The organism is Bradyrhizobium cosmicum (assembly GCF_007290395.2).
In the GTDB taxonomy this organism is placed as follows: Bacteria; Pseudomonadota; Alphaproteobacteria; order Rhizobiales; family Xanthobacteraceae; genus Bradyrhizobium; species Bradyrhizobium cosmicum.
In genome coordinates this window covers 7117963-7144045 of record NZ_CP041656.2, presented here as the reverse complement: position 1 = coordinate 7144045, position 26083 = coordinate 7117963, and the positions used below count along the sequence as shown (strand labels likewise).

20 protein-coding genes are annotated in these 26083 nt (G+C 64.4%); 12 read left to right on the top strand and 8 right to left on the bottom strand.

Features of this window, described 5'->3' with window-relative positions; all coding sequences use genetic code 11:
• The first annotated feature begins 308 nt into the window (after window positions 1-308).
• On the top strand, window positions 309-3290 hold the full coding sequence (locus FNV92_RS34010) for an autotransporter outer membrane beta-barrel domain-containing protein (protein ID WP_244623788.1): 2982 nt from the start codon (window positions 309-311) through the stop codon (window positions 3288-3290).
• A 2-nt stretch (window positions 3291-3292) separates the two neighbouring features.
• On the opposite strand, the gene FNV92_RS34005 is transcribed toward FNV92_RS34010, so the two are convergent.
• The 3 genes from FNV92_RS34005 to FNV92_RS33995 form a co-directional block, all read right to left on the bottom strand.
• A complete protein-coding gene (locus FNV92_RS34005) occupies window positions 3293-4117 on the bottom strand; it encodes an MlaD family protein (RefSeq protein ID WP_143842799.1) in 825 nt (274 codons plus the stop codon).
• Window positions 4118-4257: 140 nt separating this feature from the next.
• Window positions 4258-6474, bottom strand: a complete 2217-nt coding sequence (locus FNV92_RS34000; protein ID WP_143842800.1) for an acetate--CoA ligase family protein — start codon at window positions 6472-6474, stop codon at window positions 4258-4260.
• Window positions 6475-6487: 13 nt separating this feature from the next.
• A complete protein-coding gene (locus FNV92_RS33995) occupies window positions 6488-6679 on the bottom strand; it encodes a hypothetical protein (protein WP_143842801.1) in 192 nt (63 codons plus the stop codon).
• On the opposite strand from FNV92_RS33995, the gene FNV92_RS33990 reads away from it, so the two are divergent.
• Both FNV92_RS33990 and FNV92_RS33985 read left to right on the top strand, forming a co-directional pair.
• A complete protein-coding gene (locus tag FNV92_RS33990) occupies window positions 6669-7211 on the top strand; it encodes a glycosyltransferase family 2 protein (RefSeq protein ID WP_244623789.1) in 543 nt (180 codons plus the stop codon). The genes FNV92_RS33995 and FNV92_RS33990 overlap by 11 nt on opposite strands.
• Complete coding sequence (locus FNV92_RS33985; RefSeq protein ID WP_334266082.1) at window positions 7199-7381, top strand: hypothetical protein; 183 nt, start codon at window positions 7199-7201, stop codon at window positions 7379-7381. Before FNV92_RS33990 ends, FNV92_RS33985 begins: the two co-directional genes overlap by 13 nt.
• Window positions 7382-7392: 11 nt before the next feature.
• Here the strand turns inward: FNV92_RS33985 and FNV92_RS33980 are convergent, their stop codons facing one another.
• The 3 genes from FNV92_RS33980 to FNV92_RS33970 all read right to left on the bottom strand — a co-directional run bounded on the left by FNV92_RS33980 (window position 7393) and on the right by FNV92_RS33970 (window position 11472).
• Window positions 7393-8373, bottom strand: coding sequence for a glycosyltransferase family 2 protein (locus FNV92_RS33980; RefSeq protein ID WP_143842802.1), 981 nt, complete (start codon window positions 8371-8373; stop codon window positions 7393-7395).
• A 152-nt stretch (window positions 8374-8525) separates the two neighbouring features.
• Complete coding sequence (locus FNV92_RS33975) at window positions 8526-9095, bottom strand: class GN sortase (RefSeq protein WP_143842803.1); 570 nt, start codon at window positions 9093-9095, stop codon at window positions 8526-8528.
• 112 nt (window positions 9096-9207) lie between these two features.
• Window positions 9208-11472 (bottom strand): marine proteobacterial sortase target protein, encoded by a 2265-nt coding sequence (locus FNV92_RS33970; protein ID WP_143842804.1) that lies wholly within the window; start codon window positions 11470-11472, stop codon window positions 9208-9210.
• A gap of 184 nt (window positions 11473-11656) precedes the next feature.
• Between FNV92_RS33970 and FNV92_RS33965 the strand changes: the two genes are divergently transcribed.
• Together FNV92_RS33965 and FNV92_RS33960 are read left to right on the top strand one after the other, a co-directional pair.
• The gene (locus FNV92_RS33965) at window positions 11657-12427 is read left to right on the top strand and encodes a helix-turn-helix transcriptional regulator (RefSeq protein WP_143842805.1); all 771 of its coding nucleotides are present in this window, start codon (window positions 11657-11659) and stop codon (window positions 12425-12427) included.
• A gap of 72 nt (window positions 12428-12499) precedes the next feature.
• A complete protein-coding gene (locus tag FNV92_RS33960; protein WP_143842806.1) occupies window positions 12500-13972 on the top strand; it encodes a glycosyltransferase family 2 protein in 1473 nt (490 codons plus the stop codon).
• 50 nt (window positions 13973-14022) lie between these two features.
• On the opposite strand, the gene FNV92_RS33955 is transcribed toward FNV92_RS33960, so the two are convergent.
• Window positions 14023-15243: an ABC transporter substrate-binding protein gene (locus tag FNV92_RS33955; protein ID WP_168213422.1), complete on the bottom strand. Its 1221-nt coding sequence runs from the start codon at window positions 15241-15243 to the stop codon at window positions 14023-14025.
• Between the two features lie 94 nt (window positions 15244-15337).
• Window positions 15338-16888, bottom strand: a complete 1551-nt coding sequence (locus FNV92_RS33950) for an acyl-CoA synthetase (RefSeq protein ID WP_168213423.1) — start codon at window positions 16886-16888, stop codon at window positions 15338-15340.
• A 277-nt stretch (window positions 16889-17165) separates the two neighbouring features.
• On the opposite strand from FNV92_RS33950, the gene FNV92_RS33945 reads away from it, so the two are divergent.
• From FNV92_RS33945 to FNV92_RS33915, 7 genes are all read left to right on the top strand, one after another.
• Complete coding sequence (locus tag FNV92_RS33945; protein WP_143842809.1) at window positions 17166-18302, top strand: acyl-CoA dehydrogenase family protein; 1137 nt, start codon at window positions 17166-17168, stop codon at window positions 18300-18302.
• 122 nt (window positions 18303-18424) lie between these two features.
• Window positions 18425-19588, top strand: coding sequence for an acyl-CoA dehydrogenase family protein (locus FNV92_RS33940; RefSeq protein ID WP_143842810.1), 1164 nt, complete (start codon window positions 18425-18427; stop codon window positions 19586-19588).
• Window positions 19588-20244 (top strand): glutathione S-transferase family protein, encoded by a 657-nt coding sequence (locus FNV92_RS33935; RefSeq protein WP_143842811.1) that lies wholly within the window; start codon window positions 19588-19590, stop codon window positions 20242-20244. The genes FNV92_RS33940 and FNV92_RS33935 overlap by 1 nt, the downstream gene beginning before the upstream one ends.
• Window positions 20245-20418: 174 nt before the next feature.
• The gene (locus FNV92_RS33930; RefSeq protein WP_143842812.1) at window positions 20419-21219 is read left to right on the top strand and encodes a helix-turn-helix domain-containing protein; all 801 of its coding nucleotides are present in this window, start codon (window positions 20419-20421) and stop codon (window positions 21217-21219) included.
• A gap of 218 nt (window positions 21220-21437) precedes the next feature.
• Entirely contained in the window at window positions 21438-22304 is an 867-nt protein-coding gene (locus FNV92_RS33925) for a beta-keto acid cleavage family enzyme (RefSeq protein ID WP_143842813.1), read from the top strand.
• A gap of 114 nt (window positions 22305-22418) precedes the next feature.
• Complete coding sequence (locus FNV92_RS33920) at window positions 22419-24035, top strand: acyl-CoA carboxylase subunit beta (RefSeq protein ID WP_143842814.1); 1617 nt, start codon at window positions 22419-22421, stop codon at window positions 24033-24035.
• Window positions 24032-26005 carry an acetyl/propionyl/methylcrotonyl-CoA carboxylase subunit alpha gene (locus tag FNV92_RS33915; protein ID WP_143842815.1) on the top strand — a complete coding sequence of 658 codons (1974 nt, stop codon included), beginning with the start codon at window positions 24032-24034 and terminating at the stop codon, window positions 26003-26005. The genes FNV92_RS33920 and FNV92_RS33915 overlap by 4 nt, the downstream gene beginning before the upstream one ends.
• The last annotated feature ends 78 nt before the right edge of the window (window positions 26006-26083 follow it).

The following is a 26083-nucleotide window of genomic DNA, read 5'->3' as shown; positions in this document are numbered from 1 at the left end:
GGGCTGGACAGTCTGACGCATGTTCGCATGCGCGGAATGGGAATCGGCGCGCAAAACCGTGGCGCGGTTGCAACATCGCTCACTGAATCAACGCAAGTTGCGCTTCCGGTCAGCGCAATGGCCGATTCCGTGGTTTCACGGGGGGAACTGGTCGCCTAGTTTGCCGCCGGGCTGCTCTGAGAGCGCCGGTAATGAAGGGCGTTGGGGTGGAATTGCGATCACCATGGGGCGGGCGGAGCGGCTCGCGCTGGAATGCCGCTGCAGTTCGCGCGGCATTCTGGGCGGGTCTCGCCTTGAGCGCGACGGCCATGGTGAGCCCTATCCGAGCCCAGCAGGTCTTCAACGGCTCGCAGACCACGCCGAACGGCGCCGTCAACGGCGGAGGCGGCGTCTGGGACAACGCCACGACCAACTGGACGGATTTCTTCGGCTCGATCAGCGCAGCCTATGATCCTGCGTCGGCTGGCACGCTGTTCGGCAGCAGCGGTCCCTCGACGCCTGCGACGGCCGGAACGGTGACGGTTGCGCCGGGGGGCGTGGAGCTCACCAGCCTCGTGGGTTTCGACCTCACCGCCGATGGTTCGGTCTACACGATCCAGGGCGGCGACCTCAAGCTGGCCCCGGGGGGCACCACGTTCATCACCAATGATGTGACCGGCACCAGCGCCCCGTCGGCCATCATCGCCTCGCGCATCGTCGGCAGCGACGGGATCAACGTCCAGGGGGCAGGCACCTTGGCGCTGCTCGGCGCCAACACCTATACCGGCGGCACCTTCACCTGCACCTGCGGATCGCTGCAGCTTGGTGACGCGACCCATACCGCCAGCATCATCGGTGCCGTCACCAACGAGGGCCTCTTTACCATCGTCAACGCCGACAATTCCGGCATCACGACGCTGCTGAACGATTTCACCGGCACGACGACGTTCCTCAACGTGACCTCGGCCAGCTCGATCGCGATCACCAACAACGGCCAGCTGTACTTCGGAAATCCGCTGGGGGGCGGGACTGACACGGCCACGGCCGGCAAGGCGACGATCCTCAACGATGGCGGCTTTACCGGCTTCTTCGGTCAGACCAACACGGGCACGGCCAACATCACCAACCAGAACCACGGCGCCACTGCCTTCTTTGAGCAATCGTCGGCCGCGTCAGCCACGATCTTGAACAAGGATTTCGGTGCGTCCGTGTTTGGTACGCCGTTCGGATCCGACACGGCGACCGCCGGTAGCGCAACGATCACCAACGAGGCCGATGGTCTCACCAGTTTCAACGCGTTCACGACGGCCGGCAATGCGACGATCATCACGAAAGACGGCGGCAGAACCGAGTTCTTCGACAATTCGACCGGTGGCAATGCGCGCTTCATCACCACGGGCACCGGCGTCGTCGATTTCGGGAGCAGCGTCGGCCCGAACAGCGATGGCCGCATCAGCGCGGGCTCGATCGAAGGCAGCGGCACCTACTACATTGGCGGCGGCAACACGCTCGTCGTCGGCGGCAACAATCTGTCGACGGAGGTCAGCGGCGTCATCGGCGATTACGATCCCTGCGGTTGCGGTCCCGCGGGGCCCGGCTCGCTTGAAAAAGTTGGTAGTGGAACGCTGATCCTGTCCGGCACGAATACCTATACCGGCACCACGACAGTGAATGGCGGCATCCTGCGGGTTGATGGCGATATCTCCCAATCGATCCTGACGACCGTCAATGCGGGCGGCGCGCTGTTCGGCGCCGGAATTGTCGGCAACACCATGATCGCCAACGGAGCCATTTATGCACCCGGTGACGGTGGTCCGGGTTCGAGCATGCAGGTTCAGGGCGATCTCGCCCTGCAGCCCGGCTCGGTCTATGTCGTGCAGGCCGGTAGCGGATTCAGCACGAGCCATGCGCTCGTGACCGGCAACGTCACGCTCGATGGCACCGTCGGTCTCGCGCTGTATCCCGGCAGCAAGATCATGCAGCGCTATTCGATCATGCAGTTTTTCGGCAGCGCCACCGGCAACTTTGCCGGCGTTGCCGCGCCGGGTGGCCTCATCGGTACGACGACAGTCGGGTCGAACGAGGTGTTCCTCGATTTCACGTTGAACTATGGCGCGAAATACGCACTCAACATCAACCAGCAGAACGTCGCGACGACACTTCAGAGTTTCTTCAACGCCAACGGCTTCCTGCAAGCCGAATTCGCAGGCCTTGGTCCAAAAGGCCTGACGCAGGCCTCGGGTGAATCCGCAACGGGGTCTCAGCAGACCACCTTCAACGCAATGAACCTGTTCATGAGCCTGTTGACCGACGTGTTCGGCTCCGGGCGCAGCGGTACGCCCGGCGCGACGCCCTATGCCGACGACACCAGCGCGAATGCCTATGCCGCATCCGGCAAGGGCGGGCGCGGCAAGGATGCGCGCGATGCCCTTGCCTCGGTCTATCGCAAGGCACCGGCTGCGACGTTCGAGCAGCGCTGGGACGTCTGGGCGGCCGGCTATGGTGGCTCGCAGACCACCGATGGCAATGCAGTGCTCGGTTCGAATAACACCAGCAGCAATGTCTATGGCACGGCCGTCGGCCTCGACTACCGCTTCTCGTCGTCGACGATTGCCGGCCTCGCGCTGGCCGGCGGCGGCACCGGCTTCAACGTCAATGGCCTCGGTTGGGGCCGCTCCGACCTGTTCCAGGCCGGCGCCTTCGTGCGCCATACGGCGGGGCCGGCCTATATTACGGCCGCACTCGCCTATGGCTGGCAGGACGTCACGACCAACCGCATCGTCACCGCTGCGGGCACCGATCAGCTGCGGGCACAGTTCAACGCCAACACCTTCTCGGGCCGTGTCGAAGGCGGTTACCGCTATGCCACGCAGTGGATCGGCCTGACGCCCTATGCCGCGGCACAGGCCACCCTGTTCAGCCTGCCGAGCTATTCGGAATTCGCGGTGGTCGGCAGCAACACCTTCGCGCTCAACTATGCTGCCAAGGACGTCACCAGCACCCGCACCGAGCTCGGCCTGCGCGCCGACAGGTCCTTTGCCGCGGCCGGCGGCCTGATGACCCTGCGAGGGCGCCTTGCCTGGGCGCATGACTACAATCCCGACCGTACCGTCGGTGCAGTGTTCCAGACCCTGCCCGGCACAGCGTTCGTCGTGAACGGTGCCGCGCAGGCGCGCGACTCCGCGCTGACCACGGCGTCGGTGCAGATGAGCTGGATGAACGGATGGTCTGCGTCAGCGACCTTCGAGGGCGAGTTCTCGAACGTCACCCGCTCCTACGCCGGCAAGGGCGTCGTCCGCTACACGTGGTAGGCCTACTGCTTCTTCTGCGGAGGCTTGCGCGGCGGGCGCGGGGCGGGCGAAGGCGTCCCGCTCATCTTGTTTGCGGCCTCGCTGACGTCGAGCAGTGATCGGCGGGTGTCCTCGAGGAAGCTCGCCGATTTCTTCTTCATGGTGTCGGCAAGCTCGCGCAGCCCTTTGATCTTCTCGAACAGCTCGTCGGCCTTGCCGTCGGCGAAGCCGGGCATCACGCTCTCGATCTTGGTGACCGCCTTGTCGAATCCCGCGAAGGCGTTGTCGACCTTGGCCATGACGGAATCGATCTCGCCGCCTTTGCTCCTGAGATCGGCGGTGTAGCCCTCGAACGTGCGCAGGCCGTCCTTGATCGCAGGCGCGTTGCTGACGATGGTGCGGTCGACACTATGCAGAGTGTCGACGATGGTTTCGACGTCGCTGAGATCGGCGGTGAGCACGGGAATGCCGTCCGCATCCAGCGGCACCGGCGGCGCGGAAGGCGCTCCGCCGATCAGGGAGACCGCGGCGATGCCGGTGAGACCCTGGAACTCTATTCCCGCCACGGTATCCTTGCGGATCGGCGCGGAGTTGTCGAGCATCACCAGCGCCACGACCTTGCGGGGATTGTCCAGCTTGATCGACAGGATCTGGCCCGCGAGCACGCCGTCGAAATTGACCGGACCGCCACGGCGCAGGCCGCTCGCGGAACCGCCTTCGAACACCACGCGCAACTGGCTGCGGCTCTGGGCGGTACGCCATTTCTGCACGCCGAGCAGGCCGCCGAACGCCACGGCGATCACCGTCAGCGTCGCCGTTCCGATCACAAGGTTGCTCGCGCGTGCCATAAGGGGGAGTCTACGGCCAAAGCGGGGAAGTTGGAAGGAGTCCGCAATGTTAAGTAGGGCGGGTTAGCGAAGCGTAACCCGCCACTTCGTTCCGTCGTGCAATTGGTGGACTACGCTGCGTAAATCCACCCTACGATACATCAGTGCCCAACCGCGCGTTTTGCCGCAGCGTTGTTCAGCACGATCAGAGCATCGACGGCCACGCCCGTCCTGGCGTTGATCAGGAACGGGTTGATGTCGATCGAGGCGATCCGGTCGCCGGCATCGGCGATCAGGTCGGACAGGCCGACCAGCGCCTTGACCGCCGAAGCCTCGTGCAAGGCCGGCTTGCCCCGATAGCCGCGCATCTTGATGCCGGCTTTGGTGCGGCCGATCAGGAGTCGTGCCTCGGCCTCGTCCAGCGGCGCGCCGGCGAGCGCGACGTCCTTCATCAGCTCGATATCGATGCCGCCGGTGCCGAACAGCACCACCGGTCCCATCTCGGCGTCGAGCGAGGCGCCGACCACCAGTTCGAGATCGGCCTTGACCTGCTGCGCGATCAGGATGCCGTCGAGCTTCGGCTTGCCCTTCAATCGGCTCACCCGCGCGGTGATGTCGGAAAATGCCTTCTTCACCTCGGCCGCGCTGTTGAGGTTCAGCACCACGCCGCCGATATCGGACTTGTGCAGGATCTCGGCGCTGACGACCTTTGCCACGACCGGAAAGCCGATCTGCTTGGCGATCTTCACCGCCTCGGCCGCCGTCTGCGCGATCGCCTCCTTCGAGATCGGAATGCCGTAGGCCTTCAGCAGCTTCTTCGAGGCGACCTCGTCGAGCGCGGCTCCGCTCGCCGACTTCAGCGCCTTATCCAGCAAGGCCCGCGCGGCAGGCCTGGAGCTCGAGACGATGTCGGGCACCTCCTTGCGCAGCTTCGCATAGTCGAGCAGTGACTTGATCGCCTTCACGGCGCGGTCCATGCCCTGCATGACGGCGAGATGAGGCAGGGATTTGCGCAGGCCCTTGGTGAATTCAGTGAAGCCGATCGACATCGCGCTGACGTAGATCACGGGTTTCGAGGCCCGGCTGGCCATCCCGTCGACAATGCGCAGATTGCGCTCACGCAGCTCGTGCGGCGTCTTTGGCAGCTCCGCGTCGATGATGACGATGTCGATCTCGGGATCATCGATCATCAGCTCGATCGATTTCATATAGACGGAGGGATCCACCACTGCGGCGAAACCGGCATCGAGCGGATTGCCGACGATGGAGCCCGGCCCGAGCATCTTTGCCAGTTCCGAGCTGACATGGGAACTCAGCGGCGCAAAGTTCAGGCCTTCTGCATAGAAGGCGTCGATCAGCATGCCGCGCTTGCCGCCGGACAGCGTGACCGCGGCAAGCCGGTCGCCTTTGGGCACCGCTGCGTGGACGAAGCATTCGGTGGTCTCGATCAGTTCGTCGAGGCCGCCGACCCGGATCACGCCCTCGCGCGTTGCGACGGCATCGAACGTCTCGATCGAGCCTGCCAGTGCGCCGGTATGCGCCATCGCCGCGGCACGGCCGCCTTCCGACGATCCGAGCTTGAGCGCGATCACGGGTTTGCTCGCGGCGCGGGCCGCCTTGCAGGCGTCGCGAAACGCCTTGGTGTTGCGTACGCCTTCGAGATAGACCACGATCACCTTGATGCTCGGGTCTTCGGCGAAATAGCGCATCAGGTCCGGCGTTTCGAGCCCTGCTTCGTTGCCGGTCGTCACCATGTAGCCGACGCCTACGCCGCGATCCTCCAGCGCCTGGCGGATCGCCATGACGATCGCGCCGGACTGCCCGGCGATAGCCAGCGCGCCCTGCGCCATGGTGACGACGCGGTCGTCGATATTTGTGAAGAGCTTTTCGCCCGCGCTCAAATTGCCGAGGCAGTTCGGACCGGTAACCGCGAGGCCCGTCTCGCGCACCGCGGCTTGCAGCTCGGCGGCAAGCTTTTGGCTTTCCTCATCCTGCAGTTCGCTGAAGCCCGAGGTGACGATGGTCGCCGAGCGCGCGCCGGCCGCCGCCGCATCTCGGATCACCTGCACCGCAAAACGCGCCGGCACCAGCACCAGCACGTGGTCGGGCTTTTCCGGGAGGCTTGCAAAGTCCTTGAAACAGGGCACCCCCCAGATGGTCTCCCGCTTGGCGTTGACCGGATAGAGCCCGCCCTCGTAGCCGTACTTGACCAGATTGTTCCAGATGCGCTCGGCGTAGTTGCCGGGCTTGTCGGTCGCTCCCACCAGCACGATGTTGTGCGGGTGCAGCATGGCGTGGATGCCTTTGACGACGTCGCTGGCGTCGGGCGAGGGAGACCATGGACGGGGAGAGACGGGCGCAGGCGTTTGGGCTTCCATGGCGCTTCCTCACCTATTGTTCTTGTTGCAGCGCGCTGCCATGCGCCGGCATCTGGCGGGATTGATCGTGACGAGCTCCATGCCGTGTGGCGGAATGGTCGAGCTTCGCCATAAAGGCTAGCATCACCAGACTTTTGGCGAAAGTGCGAACGGCGACACGAAGTGCTACGACGTCGTGACGTTCATCTCTCTCAATGGTGATCATACCGCTGCTCTCCGTCGTGGTGCCGACTCTCGATCGTCCCGACACGCTTCGTCACGCGCTGGCGACCATGGCGTGCCAGCCCGCCGACGTGGATTGTGAATTCATCGTCCAGAACAACGGTGGAAATCCCGAGATTGCCGAGATGGTCGAGGGCCTGAAGGACGCGCGCTTCAAGCACTTCGCGAGCGACACCGTCCTCACGATGACAGATAATTGGGAGAGCGCGCTCGGCCATGCCGCGGGCGAGTACGCTACCTTCATCGGCGACGATGACGGGTTGATGCCTTACGCCTGCGCCACAGCGACGGACATTCTCGCGGGCGGTGCGATCGACCTGTTGAGCTGGCGTGCTTACAGCTATTACTGGCCGAACTATTACCATCCGGCATTCCGCAACCGGCTGCTGGCGGAGATCGACTTCACTTCGTCCGTAAAACGTGTCTCCTCACGCCGCGAACTGGCGCGCGTGTTCGCCTTTCAGGCGCACTATGCGTATCTGCCGATGATGCGTTCGCCGGCTTGCGCAGGTTGAGGCTCGATCCGGCTGCGATCGGCGCCGACGGGACGCTGACCATCAGCCTGGCACTCTCCGATCCCCGCTCGCCGGCGGATCTGGCGTTGAGCTCCGACGTGCGTCCGCTCGGCATCGGCCTCGAACGGATCTGGCTCGACGGCGGCGCCGCTGCCTCACGACGTCGCTGATCTGCGCCTGATCAGTAGCGCAGCAGGCTCAGCTTGTGGGCGTAATGATACGCCAATTGCTTCGTGAGATAGGGGGCGATGGCGCGCCGGATCTGCATCTGCGACGGATCGAAGCCGAGAACACGTCGCCGCAGGACGCCCATCTCCCTGACGCCGACTGCGTAGGTTGACGCCGTCTTCTGTGCATCGTGGATGCGGAAGCAGGCGAGAAATCGCGGCAGGCGCACGAATTTGAACCCCGCGGCTTGCGCCTTCAGGATGAAGTCCCAATCCATCGCGTAGTGGAAGCTCTCGTCGATCGGCCCGATCCTGTCCCACACGCGCTTGCGCCAGAACATCGTCTCCTGCGGAATATAGTCGGCATATTGCAGCGCGTCGCCGTCGTGCGGCGGCAGCACGGCACGCCCGACCTCGAGCCCATCGCGATCGATGAAGATGCGATGGCCGTAGACGACGTCGACGTCGGGGTGCGAGGTGAAGTAGTTGGCGACATAGGCGAGCGTTCCGGGCAGCAGCACGTCGTCGCTGTTGAGGTAAGCCATGATCTCGCAGTCGACGCCGGCAAAGCCCAGATTGATGGCGCTCGACTGTCCCGCGTCGGGCTCGCTCTTCCAGCTGAAACCTCCGCCGAGGCTCTTCAGGAGATCGAGCGTACCGTCGATCGAGGCGCCGTCCTGAACGTGATAGTGCAGGTTCGCATAGCCTTGGCTCGTCACGCTCGCGATCGTGGCGCCGAGATATTGCGCATGATTGTAGCTCGGTGTGACCATCGCGATTCGCGGCGCATCGGCGGGAATCGCAGGCGCAGGCCTGAAGGCGTTCAGGTTGAGCAGACGCGGCTGATACTGCTCGAAAGTCCATAGCGGCGGGCGTCGCCACAGGCTGCGAAGGGATGAGCGTCTTTGCCCGGCGGAGACGAGGTCCAGATTTCTTTCCAGCAGCGCGACGCGATTTTCGAGCTGTTCCAGGCGCTGCCTGTACTTATCGTCCATTACTGGTGGTCCTGAAAATTGCAGCGTCAAAACATCAATCGTCCATCCATATAGGTCTCCCGGCGATGCCGCCAGTTCAGCGGTGTCGCCAGGCGGTTCGCTGGCCGTTCGGCGCGGCTTCTGCCGATCCCGGAAGGGACGACTGTGAATTGCTATTCACCGGTTCCGATCAAGGTTGCGTGCAGAATGTAGCGCTCGGGGCCGGGCGTGATGGCGTCGAACGGCCAGCAGGTCGCGAGCACGAGTTCGACATCCTGTGTTGAGGGATCGATGACAGAATCATCGAAGCGAACCACTGCGGAGGAGTCCGCCCGGTAACGAAAGTGCTTGCCGTCACTGCGTGTGACATCGATCACGTCACCAATGGCAACATTCCGCAAGAAGCGGAAATGAGTATCGCGATGCGCAGCGTATACGGCAACGCCGCGCTCTCCGGCATCAACCGTTCGGTCGAGATGACCGGGTCCGAAGGCGAGCGCCTGACTGCTGGTGCCCTCCAGCACGATGGCGCTGGCGCCGATTCGCTTCACCTCGATCCGCGCGACCGGCCATGTGTCGGCCCACGACCATGGCTTGACCGTCTCGCCGGTCGCTATGCTTCTGTCGAACGCGCGCTCGAGTAGCACCTGAGCGAGCCATGCCTTGGCATGAATGTAGGCGCCGTCGCCGAACAGGATGAGGCCGACGAGCGCCAGAGCCAGAGGAGGGATGAGGCGGGGCATGGTTTCCACATTCGTCATTGCTCGCAATGACATCAAGAAAAGGGCGCGCGCGGCCGTGGTACGGGACGGGCAGCCGCGCGCGCCAAGCAGAGGAGTTCGGGGAGCTCCTCTCTCAAGCAGCGTCAGTGAGCAAGGGCTGACGCCGGTTGAACACGAACAGGATCAGGGCAAGCACGATCAGGATCAGGCCTGCGATCATCTTCAGCTCGGCCGAGGTTGCGGTCTTGGGCAGGCGGATCGCATCCGGTGCGGCGGGTGCCGGCCGTCGCGCCGCCGGCTGGTTGCCTGCGTCGGCATGGCGCTCGCGCAACTGTGTCGGCGTCAAATGCGGCCGTTCGCCAAAGACCTTCTCGAAGTCCCAGCCGGCCGGCAGGTTGATCGGCAATTCGCTGAGCTTGAGCGGCGCGCCTTCGGGGCGGCTCGGCGTCTTGTCGACCGCGACGAGGCTGGTGAGCCGCGTGACGATCTGATGGTCGAGCGCGAGCGCCAGGATCGCCTTGTCGGAGTCGTCCGGCGTCATCTCGCGCAGGGAGCGGGCCACTTCGGCATCGCCGATCTTGCGCTTGGCCCAGAGCTTCGACAGGCCCTTGCCCTCGGCCGCGTTTTGCAGCGGCAGGGTCACCGACCACGGACGGTCGCCGACACGGCCCTTGATCTCGAGCGAGCCGGCAAGCTTGTCGAGCTTGGCCGCAAGTACAAGCGGCTCGTCGCGATAGACGTCGGGAATGATCCCCGGCGTTACGTCGGCCTTGGCTTCGGAGAACTTCGCGCTGAGGCCGGTCACTGCCGGGTTCTCCAGCTTGCCGAACAGGCCGCGCATGCGTTCCTCGACCTGCTCGACGGAACCGATATGAGTGAAGGCGCCACGGCCGAGCTCGGAAGCGCGCGTCATCAGATAGGTGTTGGGCGCGGACCCGATGCCGACCATGAACACCCGCGAGCGGCCGCGCATCGCCGTGATCGTCTCGAACAATTGCTGCTCGTTGCCGATCGCGCCGTCGGTCAGGAACACGACCTGGCGAACGGTGTTGGTGTCGCCGAGCTTGTCGGTCAGTGCGGCGCGCATCGCCGGCACCATCTCGGTGCCGCCGCGCGCCTGCAGGGCGCTGACGAACGCGGTGGCTTCACCGACATGCGCGGCGTCGGCCGGCACGGAGGTCGGGAACAGCATGTCCATCGTGTCGTCGAAGCGGATGACGTTGAAGCGGTCATTGGGCTGGAGCCGGGAGAGAGCGAAAGTCAGGCTGGCCTTGGCCTGCACGATCGACGTGCCGCCCATTGAACCGGAATTGTCGATCACGAACACGACCTCGCGCGGCAGCGGCTTCTGCGTCGCCTGCTCGGCGCTGGGCGGGGTAACGAAGGCGAGCAGGTAGTCGGCATCGCCGACACGCTCGCGGAACAGGCCGACTGACGGCGCCTTCGCGGCGGCCGGCTTCCAGGTCAGTTCGAAATCGCGGTCGGCGGGCACGGCGCCGTCGGCGAGCGTGACGATTCGCGTCGTGTCATCCGGGCTCTCGACCTTGACGTTGTGGTGGTGGCTCTTGACCTCGCCCAGGGCAAAGCCGGCCTTCAGATGGACCGTGATGCTGGTTGGATTGACCGGCGCATTCTTCGCGGGATCCAGAGCCGGCGGCGAGATGCGGTCGCGGTCCGGCACCGGATCCGAGTTGGTTGCGCCCCAGCCGGAGCCATCCTGGCGGAAGTCGACGCTTTGCACGATCGGGGCAGGATTGTAGCGCGGCCCGACCACCAGCGGCAGGCGCAGCGAATATTCGTTCGCGCTCTGCTGCACGGGCTCCTGGTATTCGATCTGCACCAGCACGGTCTCGCCGGGGCCGATATTGGCGATCGAATTGGTGAAGATGTTCGGACGCTCCTGCTCGGTCAACGCCGCCTTCTGCCCGGCACGGCGCGCCTGCTCGTAGATCACGCGGGCCTGCTGTCGCTCCTTGATGTCGCCGACGATGACGTGGTCGCCGACCACCATCTTGAGCGTATCGACAGCGCCGCCCGTGGGGAGCGGATAGACGTAGGTCGCCTCGACCCAGTCCTTGGTCGGGTTGCGGAAGATCTGGGTGACGCGGGCACGCAGGGTCGGGCCTGATACCGTGATGTCGACGTCGACGCCCAGGCGGATCGCTTCGATGGTGGCGCCGTCTTCCTTCAGCAGCAAGGATCCGGATCTGGCGTCGCCGGGCTGGAGCAGGCTGGCCTGCTCCGTCGTTGCCGACCAACCCGGCTCGAAGCTCACCAGCAGCGCGACGAAGGCGACCAGCATCACGGCGATGCCTTGCACGAGAAGAAACAATCCGAGCTTGATCAGCCGGCCCAGCATGGGATGTTCGTCGCGGTCGGCTACGTCGTAGGTGTCCATTTGACCTGCTCCCAAAGGATGTGTGGTGGGGTCAGCTTCCGCCGGGAGGGGAGACTTCGCGAGCAGAACGATCGGCAATGTTCCGCCGCGGGCGGCCCGGGTGGGCCCGCGCCGAGGCGGCCATGTGCGGTTTTGTGCCGGTCTGTCCGCCCTGCTAGAATGGTGCTTCCAAGGCAGGGCCAAGATGCAGACGCAGGATAAATTCACCGACAAGCAGCTGTCGGACGAGCAGAGCCGCGAAATCGCGGAGACCATTCGCGAGGAGCTCGCCCGGCGCCGGATCTCCCGGCAGGCGCTGGCCGAGCAGGCCAAGCTCAGTCTGTCGACGCTGGAGAAGGTGCTTGGCGGCCGCCGGCCTTTCACGCTGGCGACGACCGTGCGGCTGGAGCAGGCACTCGGCGTGTCCTTGCGAAAAAGCGCCGTCGTGGTGACGCCTCTGGCCGCAAACGATGTCGCGCCCGATAGCCTTGGTTCCTATGCGCATCGCGCCGTGACCTGGCTCGAGGACGTCTACATCACGTTGCGGCCGTCGTTCGGCGACAAGGACGCGATCTTCGCCTACCGCACCGAAATCGTCTGGGAGCCGAAGGTCTCTGCACTGGTGTTCCGCGAGGGCGAGCGGACCGATGCGGCCTATGAGCACACCGGCGAGGTCGCTGTGCCGCATCAGTCCGGCTTCATCTATCTTGTCATCATCAAGCACGGCCAGCATCGCGTGATCACTGTGTCGCGGCCGACGGTGGCCGGCGAAATGTACGGCATCATCTCGACTCTCCGTGCCGGTCCTGGTTCGCAACTGACGCCGATCGCAGCGCCGATCGCCTACGTGCCTGCAAGAAACATTTCCGATCCGTCCGTGGGGCGGGTCACATCCGATCACGCCAACTACAAATTATATCGGGATCACCTTCGCCGCACCGTCGACGAATCTTTTGCTCTGTTTCTGCCCGCCTAGACCTGCGCCCGAGGTCGGCGACCTGCGCGATCATGTTGAGGAGTGAGATCCGGCATGAGTCCAGAGCGGCCCATGTTCTCCGTCATCATCCCGCTCGAATATCATCGCGGGCAGTGGGAGCAGTCCTGGCTCGGTTGGGTGTCGCAGACCGCTGAGAAATCTCTCTACGAAATCATCCTGGTCGTGCCTCCCGACTTCACGGCGCACGACGAGCTGAGGGCGCTCGCCGGTGACAGGGCGCGCCTGGAATTCACGCCATCGGAGCACGACATCGGGCTCTGCGCATTCGGCGCAACAAAGGCTCGCGGCAGCTATCTGTTCTTCACGGAATCGCATTGTCGGCCGGAGCCGGATGTGATCGAGCTCTGCATCCGCGCGATCGACAATCATCCCGATTGGGCCGGGTTCTCCTGCAGATCGGTGCCGATCTGCCACAATCGCCTGTCGGAGGCAGAGGCCGCGATGTACCAGGCCGACATCGAGTTCGGCATGAAGGTGCATCCCTGGCGCAAGGTCCTGGACCAATGCTTCGTGACGCGGCGCGACGTTTACTGGGAGTGCGGCGGCCTGCGAGAGGAGCTCGGCCATTTTGCCGAATGGGTGCTCGCCGCCGCATATCACGCCAGAGGTCATGCGATCGGTTATCTCGAAGAAGCGTGCTTCCATCACTACTACATCGGCGAGATCGGCGAGCTGAAGAAATTCACGCTCGATTTCGTGCAGGGTGAGATCCGCTATCTCAGCGAAGGCCGCCGCGATCCCGGTACCGAACTGCTCGAGATCCCGGTCGAATGGAGCGAGTGGGCAGGCTTTGACCCCCTGCTCGCGCGCGATGTGCTGAAGGTGTTCGTGCGCTATAGCCTCTCCGGCCGGGGCTGGAAGCAACCCGGCGAAAAGCTGCGAGCCCTCGTGCGCTGGGTCGTGCTGGCGACGCTCGGGGATCTTCCCGTGCGTGCGGCAGCGCGGTTGACGGTCGTTTATGCGCGCGCGGTCCTGGACTCGCTGACGGTGGTGGGATCGAGCGAAGCCATCGCACGTTGGATGCGGCGCTACATCGCGGCATTGATCCGGCTTCAAAGGCTCGGCTGCATCCGTCGCAACCGTCGGAGTGGAGGGCTCGTTGCGAGGCCCCTCGGGAATCATGTTCTCGCGCAGATCGGGTTCCATGCCTTGGAGTCCTCCGCCGGTCACACCTTCCGCTGGAGCGAACCGCAGGCCGCCGTCCGCATCAAGGGAGCTCCCGGCCGCAACACAATCCACGTTCAAAGTCCCGCGCTTCGGGCGCCGCTGGACAGGATCGGCACGCATTTCTACCTCGACGGTGCGCCCGTCGATCCTGATGCGATCGTGATCGGTCGCGACAGCTACACGTTGAGCGTCGATCTGCCGCCGTCCGGTATCGCCACGCTCGCATGGGCGTGCCCGGTGCTCAGGGGTGTCGGTGATTCTCGCCGTCTTGGCCTGTCCATCGTGGCCATCGACGTCGGTCAGGACATGCCGGACTCCGGCAGCGGTCGTCCGGCACCCCTTGCCAAAAAAGGATAGCGGCCTTTCGGCCGCTATCCGGTCTTTTCAGGCGGGCAGGGTCGATCGAACTAGCCGCCCGTTTCGGCGCTGATGATGTCGCCGAACAGGTCCCACTTGCCGCCCTTGAACTGCATCATCTTGAGCTGCTCGATCGGGGCGAAGTCGCTGGAGCTGGTATTGATCTTGATGCCGGGGATCAGCGTATCGGGCGCGAAGTCCTTCAGGCTCGCGGCCTGCTTCATCACGTTCTCCCGCGTCAGATCATCGCCGCACTGCTTTAACGTCTGAACCAGGGCCTGGGCCGCGGTATAGCCGTAGACCACATTCGTGTCGGTGATATCGGTGCCGGGCATATACTTGCTTACGAAGGCCAGGAACTTCTTCATGCCGTCGTCGTCCTTCCATTGCGGGTCGGCGGCGTCCTTCAGGTACCCAGCCGACAGCACGCCCTCGGAGGCCTGCAGGCCGGCCGGCTGCATCACCGCGCCGATCGAGATCGAGACGTCCGTCATCACTTGCATCGGCTTCCATTCGAGCTCGGCGATCTTCTTGATCGCCTGTGCCGCGAATTTCGGCGTCGCGATGTTGACGAAGACGTTGGCGCCGGTGCCCTTCAGCTTGACGATGTGGGAATCGATCGAGGGCTCGGTGGTCTCATAGCTCTCTTCGGCGACGATCAGCGAGGACGCCTTGTCGCCGAAGATCTCCTTGATGCCGGCGACGTAATCCTTGCCGAAATCGTCGTTGGCGTAGAAGATCGCGACCTTGGCGTCGGGCTTCGCCTTCATGATGTATTTCGCGAAGATCCGCGCCTCGACCCGGTAGCTGGGCTGGAAGCCCATGGTCCAGGGGAAGGCTTTCGGATCGTTCCACTTGCTGGCGCCGGTGGCGAGGAAGAGCTGCGGCACCTTCTTGGCGTTGTGATATTTCTGCACGGCGGTCTGCGTCGGCGTGCCCAGCGCGTTGAAGACGAGAAAGACTTCGTCGCTCTCGATCAGCTTGCGGACCTGCTCCACCGTCTTCGGCGGCGAGTAGCCGTCGTCGTAGGAGATGAAATTGATCTTGCGGCCGTTGATGCCGCCCTGGTCATTGATCATCTTGAAATAGGCGTCTTCAGTCTTGCCGATGATGCCGTAGGCGGAAGCGGGGCCGGAATAGGCCTCGACATTGCCGATCTTGATCTCGGTGTCGCTGGCACCCGTGTCGTATTTTTTCTGCGCGTAAGCGCCCTGGGTCGTGAGCAACGTCAGTGCGGTTGCCGCGGCGAGCAGGGAGAGTTTCTTGTTCATGTAAATTCCTTGAAATTCCTTGGGGTTCTTCTTTGAGTCGTCTTCTGGTTGGGCAGGCACGTCGAAAAGAAAAGCGCCCGAGAGGGCGCTTTGATCAGGCGTTGGCGACTTTTTTGTCGACTTCGGAGGCGACCGAAAAGTCCTTGCGCAGGGTCGGCTTGTGGATCTTGCCGGTGGCATTGCGTGGCAGCGCATCGACGAAGCGGACCTGGCGCGGACATTTGAACCGCGCCAGATTCGCCGCGCAGTGCGCGAAGACATCGGCCTCGGTCAGCCGCTGGCCGGGCTTGACCGCGACAATGGCGAGGCCCACCTCGCCCCATTGCGCGTCGGGAATGCCGATCACGGCCGCTTCCGCGATCGCATTGAGCTGGTGCAGGACGTTCTCGACCTCGGCCGGATAGACGTTTTCTCCACCGGAGATGTACATGTCCTTCCAGCGGTCGACGATGTAGTAGAAGCCTTCCTCGTCGATGCGGGTGGCGTCGCCGGTGTGCAGCCAGCCGTCGGTGAACGACGTCTTGTTCGCTTCCGGCCTGTTCCAGTAGCCGGGCGTGATGTTCGGTCCCCGCACCCAGAGCTCGCCGAGTTCGCCGACATCGGCATCGCTGCCGTCGGGGCGGACGATCCGCACCTCTGTGTGCAGCACCGGCTTGCCGGCGGAGCCGGCTTTTCGCGCCGCGTCCTCGCGGTCGAGTACCAGCACGGCGGGCGACGTCTCGGTCATGCCGTAGCCTTGCTGAAGCGCGACGCCGCGCGCCTCCCAGACTTTCAGCAGCGGCACCGGCATCGGCGCGCCGCCGACACCGCCGACGATCAGCCGGCCAAGATCGGTGGTCGCGAAGGCCGAATGCTGCGCCATGAACTGGTAGATCGCCGGCACGCCGAAGAACACGTTGATGCCCTGCGCAGGATCGTCGATCAGGCCGAGCGCGACACCGGGATCGAAGGCACGCATGATCTGCACGGTGCCGCCGGCATGCAGCACCGGATTGGTGTAGCAGTTGAGCCCGCCGGTGTGGAACAGCGGCAGCACGGTGAGCAATACCGAGGCCGGCCCGATGCAGGCGGGGCCGCCGAGATTGACGCAGTTCCAGAACGTCATGCCATGGGTAATGGTCGCGCCCTTCGGATGCCCCGTGGTGCCCGACGTGTACATGATGGTCGAGACGTCATCGAGCGTGACCTCTTCGGCACGGTCGAGAGGCTTGGTGGCGGCGATGCCGGCCTCATAGGTGCCGCCGGGGCCGAGCAGCAGGCTGGTTGCGACGTTGCAGAGCTTCGCGACGGCGAGCGCGGTTTCGGCCAGATCAGTATCGTGGATCATCACCTTCGGCGCGCAATCGCCGGTGATGAACTGAAGCTCGGGAACGGTGAGGCGGGTGTTCAGCGGTACGAAGATCGCGCCCAGCCGCCCGCATGCGAACTGCACTTCCAGCGTATCGGTCGTGTTGAGCGCCAGCACCGCAACGCGGTCGCCACGCGAGACCTTCAGCGTGTCGCGGAGGAATCCGGCCAGGCGCGCGATACGCGCATCGAACTGCGAATAGGTGAAGCGGCGCTCGCTGGCGAGGTCGATGACCGCGACCTTGTTGGGTGTGCGGCGGCCATGATGAGCGATCCAGTCGTAGTAACGAACGGCCACAAATTCCTCCCTCGGCGGTCTGGTGCCGCCTGCATTCTTATTGTCATGCACCATGCCCGGCATGGCCCTGGGGGGCCAGCCGGAGTTTTGTGCAGCACTTCTTTTTGACTTGTTCTTTGATCTGGAGTTGGCCTGCGGGGGACGAAAATCGTCTTGCGTTGAGTTGCTAGTGCGATAGTCAGTCTCCAAACGGCTCTAGACCAGCCACTCGGCGCAAGTGAACCGCTATCGTTCCGGCCATGGTGGACGAGACGAATCCGCCAGCGAGGCGAGCGCGATGAAGAGCCCGTTCTATACCGCCGAGCACGATGCCTTCCGCGACGTGATGCGGCGCTTCGTCGACAAGGAGATCGCGCCGTTCGCCCATGAATGGGACGAGGCCGGGGAATTCCCCCGCGTGCTCTATCGCAAGGCGGCCGAGATCGGGCTTTTGGGGCTGGGATTCCCGGAGGAATATGGCGGGATCGCCGCCGACCAGTTCATGAAGATCGTGGCGAGCCAGGAATTGGCGAGGGCTGGCGCCGGCGGCATCAGCGCCAGCCTGATGAGCCACACCATCGGCTCGCCGCCGATAGCGCGTGCGGCGCGCCCCGAGGTCAAGGCACGCGTGCTGCCGCAGGTGCTCGCCGGCGAGAAGATCTCCGCGCTCGCGATCACCGAGCCGGGCGGTGGTTCTGATGTCGCGGGCCTCCGCACCAAGGCGCGGCTTGACGGCAATCACTACGTCGTGAGCGGGGAGAAGACGTTCATAACCTCCGGCGTGCGCGCCGATTATCTGACCGTTGCGGTGCGCACTGGCGGCGAGGGCGCCGGCGGCGTCAGCCTGCTCCTGATCGAGGGCGACACCCCCGGCCTGTCGCGCATCAAGCTGAAGAAGATGGGCTGGTGGGCCTCGGACACCGCGACGCTGCATTTCGACGAATGCCGCGTGCCGGCCGAAAATCTGATCGGCGAAGAGGGCCAGGGCTTCAAGATCATCATGCAGAATTTCAACAGCGAGCGCATGGGCATGGCGGCGGGCTGCACGGCCTTCGCGCGGGTTTGCCTTGATGAGGCGATCGGCTACGCAAGGGAGCGCAAGACCTTCGGCAAGCCGCTCGCCCAGCACCAGGTCATCCGCCACAAGATCGTCGACATGGCGCAGAAAGTTGCCGCCTCGCAGGCCATGCTGGAAGTGCTGGCCTGGCGGCTGGAGCAGGGCGAGAGCCCGGTAGCGGAAATCTGCATGATGAAGAACCAGGCGACGCAGACCATGGCGTTCTGCGCCTCGGAAGCAGTGCAAATCTTTGGCGGCGCCGGCTTCATGCGCGGCATCAAGGCCGAGCGCATCTACCGCGAGGTCAAGGTCAACGCCATCGGCGGCGGCACCGAGGAGATCATGAAAGATCTGGCGTCAAGGCAGATGGGGTTGTGACACCCGCTGTCATTCCGGGGCGCGCGAAGCGTCGAGCCCGGAATCCATCGGGCTGCACGCACTGTAGAGGAATGGATTCCGGGTTCGCGCTTCGCGCGCCCCGGAATGACAAAGGGGAAAGAATGCTATTCACCGCCGACCACGACGATATCCGCCGGTCCTTGCAGAAATTCATCGCCGCCGAGATCAATCCTCATGTCGATGAATGGGAGAAGGCCGACATCTTCCCGGCGCATGAGCTGTTCAAGAAGATGGGCAGTCTCGGCTTCCTCGGATTGAACAAGCCGGTCGAGTTTGGCGGCTCGGGCCTCGACTACTCCTACGCGCTGATGATGGCGGAGGAGCTTGGCGCCATCACCTGTGGTGGCGTGCCGATGGCGATCGGGGTGCAGACCGACATGGCGACGCCGGCGCTGGCGCGGTTCGGCTCGGACGAGGTGCGGCGCGAATTTCTGGCGCCGTCGATCTCGGGCGACTTCGTCGCCTGCATCGGCGTTTCCGAGCCCGGTGCCGGCTCCGACGTCGCTTCGATCAAGACCAACGCGCGCTCGGACGGCGACGACTACGTCATCAACGGCGGTAAGATGTGGATCACCAACGGCACCCAGGCCGACTGGATCTGCCTGCTCGCCAACACCAGCGATGGGCCCGTTCACCGCAACAAGTCGCTGATCTGCGTCCCCATGAAGAGCAAGGGCGTCAACGTCGCGCGAAAGCTCGACAAGATGGGGATGCGCTCCTCCGACACTGCGCAGATCTTCTTCGACGATGTCCGTGTGCCCAAGCGCAACCGGATCGGCGAGGAGGGCAAGGGCTTCACCTACCAGATGATCCAGTTCCAGGAGGAACGGCTCTGGGGCGCGGCCGCCTGCCTGAAGTCGCATGAATACATCATCGACCAGACCATCGAATACACCCGCAACCGCAAGGCGTTCGGCCAAAGCATCCTCGATAACCAGGTCGTGCACTTCAAGCTTGCGGAGATGCAGACCGAGGTCGAGCTGCTGCGCGCGCTGATTTATCGCGCCGCCGAAGCGCTGGTGGCCGGAGAGGATGTGACGCGGCTTGCGACCATGGCCAAGCTGAAGGCGGGCCGGCTCGGGCGCGAGCTCACTGACGCCTGCTTGCAATATTGGGGTGGAATGGGCTTTACCAACGAGACGCCGGTCAGCCGTGCCTATCGCGATAGCCGCCTGACCTCGATCGGCGGCGGCGCCGACGAGGTCATGCTGATGGTTCTGTGCAAGATGATGGGCACGCTGCCGGGTAGTAAGGGGAACGCCTGATGATCACGCTCTATCACTGCGATGCCGCGCGCTCGTTCCGTCCGCTCTGGATGCTGGAAGAGATGGGCCTTCCCTACGAATTGAAGATGCTGCCGTTCCCGCCGCGTGTCTTCGCCAAGGAGTACCTTGCGCTCAATCCGCTGGGCACCATTCCCTTCATGGTCGACGGCGAGACCAGGATGACCGAATCCTCCGGCATCTGCCACTATCTCGGAATCAAGCATGGGCCGACGCCGCTGATGGTCGGACCCGACGATCTCGCCTATGGCGCCTTCCTGAACTGGATGTATTTCAGCGACGCCACGTTAACCTTCCCGCAGACGCTGGTGCTCCGGTACACCCAGCTTGAGCCGGAGGAGCGCCGCAATCCGCAAGTCGCCAGCGATTATGCAAAATGGTTCTTAGGGAGGCTGCGCGCCGTCGAGGCAGCGACCGCGAATGCTGAAACCTTGTGCGCCGGCCGCTTCACCGCCGCCGACATCGTGATCGGCTACGCACTCCGCCTCGCCGACAACATCGGCCTGGCGAAGGACTTTGGGCCAAATGTCGCAGCCTATTGGGCACGATTGCAGCAGCGCGATGGCTTCAAGCGCGCGGTTGCTGCGGAGCAAAAGGCCGGCGCCGAGCAGAATGTTGCGCCGCGTGCGAGGGCGTAGCTTCGTCGGCTGATGAAGCTGCTGCTTGCCAGTTCCGGTTTCGTCCTCTGGACGTCCCGGAATGATGATGTTTTGCGCTCCATGATAGCGCTATCCCGTCGTGACAGCGCCCGAATTTCCGCTAAGGTGACCTCCGTCCGCAGCGGCCATGAGAGCCGCGCGAGGAGGATCCCCATGGAAGATAAAGGTCGCGAATCCGACCATCTGATGCTGATCACGCCGGAGCGGGTCTTCTATGCCGGCCTGCTCGGCCGCCCCCGCAAGCGGGCCCCCGGCTCCTGCCATATCTATGTGGCCGTGAAGGGCAGCCTGCATTTGACGATTAACGACACTCTCGCCACCGCTGAGCTGTTCGTCACCCTGCCGAACCAGCCGCATTCCATTGCCAGCGACTACCGCACCGTCATCAGCGTGACGCTCGAACCGGAGACCATGCCGGATGGCGTGATCGAGGCCCTGGCCCAGCGGTTGACAGGGCCCGAGAGCGCCGTCTTCGCCCGCAAGATCCTCGCCGCCTACGCGCTGTTGCGCCAGCGCCGCTATGGCGACATCACCACCGCCGAGTTCGACGAGATGTGCTTCGGCGAGGCACTGCCACGCCGCGTGCTGGATCCGCGCGTGATGCGCGCGGTCGCTCGCCTCGGCCGCTTCACCGGCGAGCCGGTGACGGCAGATACATGTGCGGCGGACGCCGGTCTCTCCGCCTCGCGCTTCCTGCACCTGTTCAAGGAGGAGACCGGCATCTCCTTCCGTTCCTTCCGTGCCTGGAAGCGCGCGCGGCATCTGCTGCACTTCGCCAACCAGGACCTCAACCTCGCCCATCTCGCGCAGGACATCGGCTATCCCGACTCGACCCATTTCAGCCATTCGATCCGCCGCTTCTACGGATTGAAGCCGCGCGCGATCTTCGTCGGCTCGCGCGATCTTGCGATCTATCGCAGCACCGAGACGGTGCGGCTGGCGGAAGCGAGCTAGCTCGCTCTCATAGGGTGGATTAGCCCGCGGCTGCGCGAAGCGCAGTCCGCCGGCGTAATCCACCAATTCTGTCTCCGTGGAGACAAAAGGGGTGGGTCACGCCTTCGGCTAACCCGCCCTACGGCATCTCGTTTGCCAGCTTCTCCGCGCAAGAAGCCGCATGCCGCGCGTCACATGATCGCAAGCGTTGAATTCTCAACGTGCGAGACATTAGTGGCATGAGCGACAAGGCCGTCATCACCTGCGCGCTGAACGGCGTGCTCACCGATCCGAAGCAGCACAACGTGCCAGTCACGCCCGAGCAGATGGCGCGCGAGGCCAGGGCTGCATTCGACGCCGGCGCGTCCGTCATGCACATCCATCTGCGCCAGCAGGCACCGGGCAAAGGGCATCTGCCGTCCTGGGAGGTCGGTGTCAGCAGAGAGATCCAGCAGGCGATCCGCGAAGCCTGCCCCGGCGTGATCATCAACCACACGTCGGGCGTATCAGGGCCGAACTACAGCGGCGCGCTGGATTGCATCCGCGAGACCAAGCCTGAGATCGCCGCCTGCAACGCCGGCTCGCTGAACTATCTGAAGGTGAAGGCTGACAACACCTGGGCCTGGCCGCCGATGATGTTCGACAACGCGGTCGAGAAGGTGAAGGACTATCTCGACGTCATGAACGCGGTCGGGACCATTCCTGAGTTCGAATGCTTCGACGTCGGTATCGTCCGCTGCGTCGGGATGTACACCCAGGTCGGCATGTACAAGGGGCCGCTCGAATACAACTTCGTGATGGGCGTCGCCTCCGGCATGCCGTCGGACCCGGAGCTGTTGCCGATCCTGATCAAGCTGAAGCGCCCCGAGGCGAATTTCCAGGTCACGGCGATCGGCCGTGAGGAGATCTGGCCGCTGCACCAGCGCTGCGCCGAGCTTGGCGGCCATCTTCGCACCGGTCTGGAGGACACCTTCTATCTTGCCGACGGCAAGAAGGTGACGTCGAACGGCCAGCTGATCGAGGCCATCGCCGCCTGTGCCCGCCGTGCCGGCCGCGACATCGCGAGCCCGGCCGAGGCGCGGAAGATCTTTGGGACGAACAGGTAAGGTATCGCCTCACCCGTCATTGTGAGCGCAGCGAAGCAATCCAGAGTCTTTCCGTTGAGGCAGCCTGGATTGCTTCGTCGCTTCGCTCCTCGCAATGACGAGCAGGATCAGGTCATGTCCATTCTCGAGAACACCATTTCCCCCGGCAGTGCCGCCTACCATGCCAACCGCGACGGCATGCTCGGCCTGATCGATCGCATGCGCGCGTTGGAAGAGCGTACGCGTACCGCATCCGCCGCGGCCAAGGACCGCTTCCACAAGCGCGGCCAATTGCTGCCGCGCGAGCGCGTTGCGCTGGTGCTCGATCCCGGCGCGCCCTTCATCGAGCTGTCGACGCTCGCCGGCTACATGTTCGACGTGCCGGACGCGAACAAGAGCGTGCCCGGTGGCGGCGTCATCGCCGGCATCGGCTTCGTCTCGGGTATCCGCTGCATGGTCAGCGCCAACGACGCCGGCATCGACGCCGGCGCGCTGCAGCCTTACGGCCTCGACAAGACGATCCGCGTGCAGGAGCTCGCGCTGGAGAACAGGCTGCCTTATGTGCAGCTCGTCGAAAGCGCCGGTGCCAATCTGTTGCGCTACCGCGTCGAGGATTTCGTCCGCGGCGGCAACATCTTTCGCAATCTTGCGCGCCTTTCCGCCGCGGGCCTTCCGGTCGTCACCGTTACGCACGGTTCGTCCACCGCAGGCGGCGCCTACCAGACGGGCCTGTCGGACTACATCGTCATGGTCCGCGGCCGCACCCGCGCCTTTCTGGCCGGGCCCCCGCTGCTGAAGGCCGCGACCGGTGAAATCGCGACCGAGGAAGAGCTCGGTGGTGCCGAGATGCACACGCAGGTGTCCGGCCTCGGTGATTACCTCGCCGAGGACGACCGGGACGCGCTTCGCATCGCGCGCGAGATCATGGCGGCGCTGGAATGGGAGCGGCCGGGCAGGGCGGATCCGCAGTTCAAGCCGCCGCGCTACGACCAGGACGAATTGCTCGGCATCATGCCGATGGACCATAAGCGGCCGGTCGATATGAAGCAGGTGATCGCGCGCATCGTCGACGATTCCGATTTCACCGAGATGGCACCGAACTACGGTCCTGCCACCGTCTGCGGCCATGCCCGCATCGAGGGGAAAGCGATCGGCATCATCACCAATAACGGGCCGCTCGATCCCGCCGGCGCCAACAAGGCGACGCATTTCATTCAGGCCTGCTGCCAGACCCGCACGCCGATCCTCTATCTCAACAACACCACCGGCTACATGGTCGGCAAGGCCTATGAAGAAGCCGGCATGATCAAGCACGGATCGAAGATGATCCAGGCGGTGACGTCGGCGACGGTGCCGCAGATCACGATCTATTGCGGCGCCTCGTTCGGCGCCGGCAATTACGGCATGTGCGGCCGCGGCTTCCATCCGCGCTTCTGCTTCTCCTGGCCGAACGCCAGGACCGCGGTGATGGGCGGCGAGCAGGCCGCCGAAACCATGGCGATCGTGACCGAGGCCGCCGCAGCCCGCCGCGGCAAGCCGGTCGAGAAGGAAAAGTTGGAGACCATGAAGGCGCAGATCATCGGCGTGTTCGACGGCCAGATGGACGTGTTCTCGACCAGCGCGCGCGTGCTCGACGACGGCGTCATCGATCCGCGCGACACCCGCGCGGTGCTGTCCGAAGTGCTTGCGATCTGTCGCGAGGGCGACGCACGCACGCCTCAGCGCATGCAGTTCTCGGTTGCCCGCCCATGAGGAACGGATCAGTGCAGCACCGGCCGTTCTCTAGGGTCCTGATCGCCAATCGCGGCGAGATTGCATTGCGCGTGATGCGCAGTGCGCGGCGGCTCGGCCTCGGCGTCGTCGCGGTCTATTCGGACGTCGATCGCGATGCGCTCCACGTCAAGCAGGCCGACCAGGCCGTGCGCATCGGCGAAGCCTTGCCCGCGCAATCCTATCTCAATATCCCCGCCATCATTGCTGCGGCAAAAGCCAGTGGTGCGGATGCCGTGCATCCCGGCTACGGCTTCCTTGCCGAAAACGAGGATTTTGCGCAGGCCTGCAAGGATGCCGGGCTGGTTTTCATCGGCCCGTCGCCGCAGGCGATTTTGGCGATGGGCAACAAGGCCGGCGCCAAGGAGATCATGAAGAAGGCCGGCGTGCCCTGCGTGCCCGGCTATCAAGGCGCTGACCAGGGCGACGAGGTCATGCTCGCGGAGGCCAAAAAGATCGGCTTCCCCGTCATGATCAAGGCGGTCGCCGGTGGCGGTGGTCGCGGCATGCGGCTCGTCACCGATGCGGCCTCCTTCCCGGATGCGCTGCGCAGCGCACGGTCGGAGGCGAAGGCGGCGTTCGGCGATCCCACCGTCATCCTCGAACGCGCCATCCAGAATCCTCGCCACATCGAGATCCAGGTGTTCGGCGACAGCCACGGCAACGCCATCCATCTCGGTGAGCGAGATTGCTCGGTGCAGCGGCGGCATCAGAAGCTGATCGAGGAGGCGCCATCGCCCGCGGTCACGCCGGAGCTGCGCGCGAAGATGGGCGAGGTCGCCGTCGCCGCCGTGAAGGCACTGCGTTATGAAGGCGCCGGCACGCTGGAGTTTCTGCTCGACGAGAGCGGCGAGTTCTACTTCATGGAGATGAACACGCGTCTCCAGGTCGAGCATCCCGTCACCGAGGCAATCACCGGGCTCGATCTCGTCGAGCTGCAGCTGCGCGTCGCACGCGGCGAGCCGCTGCCGCTGAAGCAGCAGGATATCCGCTTCTCCGGCCATGCCATCGAGGTGCGGCTCTGCTCCGAGGATGCCGCGCAGGATTTCATGCCGCAGTCCGGCCGGATGGCGTACTGGCAGGTGCCGGACAGCATCCGCGTCGAGCACGCGCTGCAATCGGGTTCGGAGATCGCGCCGTTCTACGATTCCATGATCGCCAAGGTGATCAGCCATGGCGCGAGCCGTGAGGAGGCACGGGGGCGACTGATCGGCGGCCTGGAGCAACTCGTCGCTCTCGGCGTGACGACCAATCAGGCGTTCCTGCTGTCCTGCCTGCGACATCCCGGCTTCGCCAAGGGCGAGGCAACTACGGCCTTCATCGGCGCGCATCGCGACGCGCTGTTGGCGCCGCCGGCAAACAGCGCATTCGGCGCAGCGCTCGCCGGTCTTCTGCTGTACGTGACCAATCCGCAGGCTCCCCCTTGGCGTAGCGGCCGGAGCCTTGCGGCAACGTTCCCGTTGCCGGCGAAAGTGGAGATCTCTGGCCACACGCACGAGCTCGAGGTCATGCGCGAGCGCGACGGCAGCTACGCCGTCGCCAAAGACGGACGCCAGGACAAATTCGAGATCGACCAACTCGATCCCGCCGCCATTCGCTTCCGCCACGACGGCGTGATGGACAGCGCAAGGTTCCTGCGCGACGGCGACCGGCTCTATCTCCAGCACCGCGGCGTCCCGCTCGCGGTCACCGATCTCACCCTCGCCGCGCCAAAGGCCGCCGCCAGCAACGGTGGCGACGGAAAAGTCCGCGCCGCCATGAACGGCCGCGTCGTCGCTGTTCTGGTCAAGCCGGGTGACCGCGTCACCGCGGGTCAGCCGGTACTGACGCTGGAGGCGATGAAGATGGAACATGTCCATAAGGCCGGCATCGAGGGCGTCATCGCCGCGATCGACGTCGCCGAGGGCGAGCAGGTGACGACGGGGCGGATCGTGGCGGAGATCGGGGCATAGTCTTTGTGTCCCGGACGCGCGAAGCGAGCCGGGGCCGTGGCTTCCGAATGAGTGGATGCTTCTGGGTCCCGCTTTTGC

Coding starts and splice junctions, on each gene's coding strand:
- FNV92_RS33995 (WP_143842801.1), bottom strand. CDS start 6,679: ATGATCACCATTGAGAGAGATGAACGTCACGACGTCGTAGCACTTCGT.
- FNV92_RS33915 (WP_143842815.1), top strand. CDS start 24,032: ATGAGGAACGGATCAGTGCAGCACCGGCCGTTCTCTAGGGTCCTGATC.
- FNV92_RS33940 (WP_143842810.1), top strand. CDS start 18,425: ATGCTATTCACCGCCGACCACGACGATATCCGCCGGTCCTTGCAGAAA.
- FNV92_RS34010 (WP_244623788.1), top strand. CDS start 309: ATGGTGAGCCCTATCCGAGCCCAGCAGGTCTTCAACGGCTCGCAGACC.
- FNV92_RS34000 (WP_143842800.1), bottom strand. CDS start 6,474: ATGGAAGCCCAAACGCCTGCGCCCGTCTCTCCCCGTCCATGGTCTCCC.
- FNV92_RS34005 (WP_143842799.1), bottom strand. CDS start 4,117: ATGGCACGCGCGAGCAACCTTGTGATCGGAACGGCGACGCTGACGGTG.
- FNV92_RS33920 (WP_143842814.1), top strand. CDS start 22,419: ATGTCCATTCTCGAGAACACCATTTCCCCCGGCAGTGCCGCCTACCAT.
- FNV92_RS33965 (WP_143842805.1), top strand. CDS start 11,657: ATGCAGACGCAGGATAAATTCACCGACAAGCAGCTGTCGGACGAGCAG.
- FNV92_RS33990 (WP_244623789.1), top strand. CDS start 6,669: ATGGTGATCATACCGCTGCTCTCCGTCGTGGTGCCGACTCTCGATCGT.
- FNV92_RS33955 (WP_168213422.1), bottom strand. CDS start 15,243: ATGAACAAGAAACTCTCCCTGCTCGCCGCGGCAACCGCACTGACGTTG.
- FNV92_RS33960 (WP_143842806.1), top strand. CDS start 12,500: ATGTTCTCCGTCATCATCCCGCTCGAATATCATCGCGGGCAGTGGGAG.
- FNV92_RS33930 (WP_143842812.1), top strand. CDS start 20,419: ATGGAAGATAAAGGTCGCGAATCCGACCATCTGATGCTGATCACGCCG.
- FNV92_RS33975 (WP_143842803.1), bottom strand. CDS start 9,095: ATGCCCCGCCTCATCCCTCCTCTGGCTCTGGCGCTCGTCGGCCTCATC.
- FNV92_RS33970 (WP_143842804.1), bottom strand. CDS start 11,472: ATGGACACCTACGACGTAGCCGACCGCGACGAACATCCCATGCTGGGC.
- FNV92_RS33980 (WP_143842802.1), bottom strand. CDS start 8,373: ATGGACGATAAGTACAGGCAGCGCCTGGAACAGCTCGAAAATCGCGTC.
- FNV92_RS33945 (WP_143842809.1), top strand. CDS start 17,166: ATGAAGAGCCCGTTCTATACCGCCGAGCACGATGCCTTCCGCGACGTG.
- FNV92_RS33925 (WP_143842813.1), top strand. CDS start 21,438: ATGAGCGACAAGGCCGTCATCACCTGCGCGCTGAACGGCGTGCTCACC.
- FNV92_RS33935 (WP_143842811.1), top strand. CDS start 19,588: ATGATCACGCTCTATCACTGCGATGCCGCGCGCTCGTTCCGTCCGCTC.